Origin of the sequence: Desulfovibrio sp. 6_1_46AFAA, from assembly GCF_000224635.1 — a bacterium.
Taxonomy (GTDB): domain Bacteria; phylum Desulfobacterota; class Desulfovibrionia; order Desulfovibrionales; family Desulfovibrionaceae; genus Desulfovibrio; species Desulfovibrio fairfieldensis.
This window is the reverse complement of the sequence record NZ_JH114304.1, coordinates 233,134-235,677: the sequence shown is the minus strand read 5'-3', so window position 1 is coordinate 235,677 and position 2,544 is coordinate 233,134. Positions and strand designations below refer to the sequence as shown.

Here is a 2,544-nt window from a genome sequence, read left to right as displayed (position 1 = left end):
AGAGAGAGAGAGAGAATGTAGAGCTCCTGATCTTTTTTATATCTGCGAAGCCGGTGCCGGAATTTTCCGACATCGGCTTCGCGTCGTTTTCAGGCCTGCCTCCGCTTGTTCTGCCGACCCCACGACCCGGAGGTTATCATGCGTAGCTAAAAAAGACGCCACGGCAAAGCACACCGGTATTTCTCAATAAAACAAAAGGAGAGGGAGATGAAATTATCCACAAAAATATGCTTGAGCATGGGCCTATTGACTGTCCTGATGGCTGTTTTGACAATCTACCTTCTGCTGCAGATGGACAAGGTCAATGACGCCTCCACGGAACTAGCCGACAAAAAAATCCCGATTATCAATCTTGCTTCGCAGGTCAACTACGATATAGCAGCAGCCCGCATCATAGAAGTACGCCATGTATACGCCACCGACGCCGGGGTGATGAAAGCCAACGAAAAGGAAATTCAGAAACTTCGGGACCAAATAGCCGCTGATCTGGAAAAAATGGACAAGAGTATCTATGAACCCAACATCCGCGAACTCTTCACCCGCATACTGGCGGCACGGGATGCCTATCGCAAGATTTCAAGCCGTATGATGAACCTCTCGCAGCAGAACAAGACAGAGGAGGCGACGGCGCTCCTTCTGGGCGAATCACGCAGCGCCTACAATAAATTGGGCGGACTGCTCAACGATCTGTGCGTCAGCGCCTTAAAAAACGCCGAAAAAGTCAGCCGTGACGGCGACGCCATGTACGAGGCCAGCCGGACAACCGGCATCGTCCTGACTTTGGCCGCAATTTGTATCGCCGTCATGCTGACCTGGCTGATCGTGCGCAACACCATCCGCCAGTTGGGCAAAGACCCCGGCGAACTCAACGCCATTGCCCGGCGTGTGGTGGACGGCGACTACAATATCGATGACGGCAGCAAAAAATTGGGCGTCTACGGGGCCATTGTGGAAATGGTCAGTGCCTTAAAACAAAATATTGAAAATGCCAAGCGCGAGTCGGAAAACGCCAGGGAGCAATCCGCCAAGGCCCAGGAGGCCATGACCCAGGCCGAGGCCGCGAGCAAGGAAGCCCAAAGCAAGACCCAGGCCATGCTGGTGGCCGCCGACAAGCTGGAAGCCGTGGGCAATGTGGTCTCCTCCGCCTCCACCCAGTTGTCGGCCCAGATTGAGCAGTCCGACAGGGGCGCGGCCGAGTCCGCCACGCGGCTCTCCGAAGCGGCCACAGCCATGAACGAGATGAACGCCACAGTGCAGGAAGTAGCCAGGAATGCCGGCTCCGCTTCCAGCGCTTCCGCCGAAACCAAGCAGAAGGCCGAGGCCGGAGCCCAGGTGGTGGGCAAGGCCGTGCAGAGCATTGACCAGGTTCATCAGATGTCCCTGGCGCTCAAGGACGACATGGTCCAGCTCAATGAGCACGCCCAGGACATTACCCGGATCATGGGAGTGATCTCGGACATTGCGGACCAGACCAACCTCCTGGCGCTCAACGCCGCCATTGAGGCCGCACGCGCGGGCGAGGCCGGGCGCGGCTTTGCCGTGGTGGCCGACGAGGTGCGCAAACTGGCCGAAAAGACCATGGCTTCCACCAATGACGTGGGCAATGCCATCAAGGCCATTCAGGAAAGCACGGCAAAGAGCATGACCGGCGTGGACAACGCCGTGGAGCGCATCGGCGAAGCCACGGAACTCGCCAGCCGCTCCGGCGCGGCCCTGGAAGAAATTGTGGCCACCGTGGAAGCCACGGCGGACCAAGTCAATGCCATCGCCACGGCCAGCGAGGAGCAGTCCGCCGCCAGCGAGGAAATCAACCAGTCCATCGTCCAGGTCAACGACATGTCCCGCCAGACCGCCGAGGCCATGGCCGAGGCCGCCAAGGCCGTGTCCGATCTGGCCGCCCAAGCCCAGGGGCTTACCACGCTGATTCAGGAATTGAAAGAAGCCTGACTAACACTGTTGCGGCCGGGAATAGCGCATTCCGGCCGCAGGCGGACGCGCTTGGACAGCACGCGTCCCTCTCCGAGGGAACCGGGGCCTTCACCCGGTTCCCTCACTTTTTGTCATGAAGCGGGAGCGCCCGGCCCTTGCCGGGCGATGGCCGGGCGATGGGCCGCATGCAAAATCAAAACCACCCGCATAGCGGGTGGTTTGCTCCAGCCCTATAAGGGCTTGTTACCGGCCAGCGTCTAAAGGCGCTGGCTTTCACTTTGTTCAAGCCCAGTGCCCTTGCCGCTTTGGCTTACCCCTGGAAGGGGTTTTGGTATTCTCGGGTACTTACTCGATCTTGCAGAATATCATGCTTCTCTTGCTGCTGAATGTATTTTTTGACCGTTACCTCATTGAGTCCTACCGTACTGACGAAATATCCTTCCGCCAAGAATTTCCTATTGCCAAATTTGTACTTCAGGTTTGCATGCTTATCGAAAATCATCAATGAGCTTTTTCCTTTCAGGTACCCCATGAAACTTGATACACTGATTTTTGGAGGAATACTCACCAGCATGTGCACATGATCCGGCATGAGATGGCCCTGATAATTTCAAC

The 2,544-nt window shown here is 56.9% G+C and carries 1 protein-coding gene and 1 pseudogene; one reads left to right on the top strand and one right to left on the bottom strand.

The features are described 5' to 3' along the window. The first annotated feature begins 207 nt into the window (after nucleotides 1-207). The gene (locus HMPREF1022_RS13710) at nucleotides 208-1,947 is read left to right on the top strand and encodes a methyl-accepting chemotaxis protein (RefSeq protein WP_009303554.1); all 1,740 of its coding nucleotides are present in this window, start codon (nucleotides 208-210) and stop codon (nucleotides 1,945-1,947) included. Between the two features lie 292 nt (nucleotides 1,948-2,239). Here the strand turns inward: HMPREF1022_RS13710 and tnpA are convergent. Next, nucleotides 2,240-2,533 (bottom strand): annotated as a pseudogene (gene tnpA, locus HMPREF1022_RS13705) (IS200/IS605 family transposase); the annotation flags it as partial. Nucleotides 2,534-2,544: the final 11 nt, after the last annotated feature.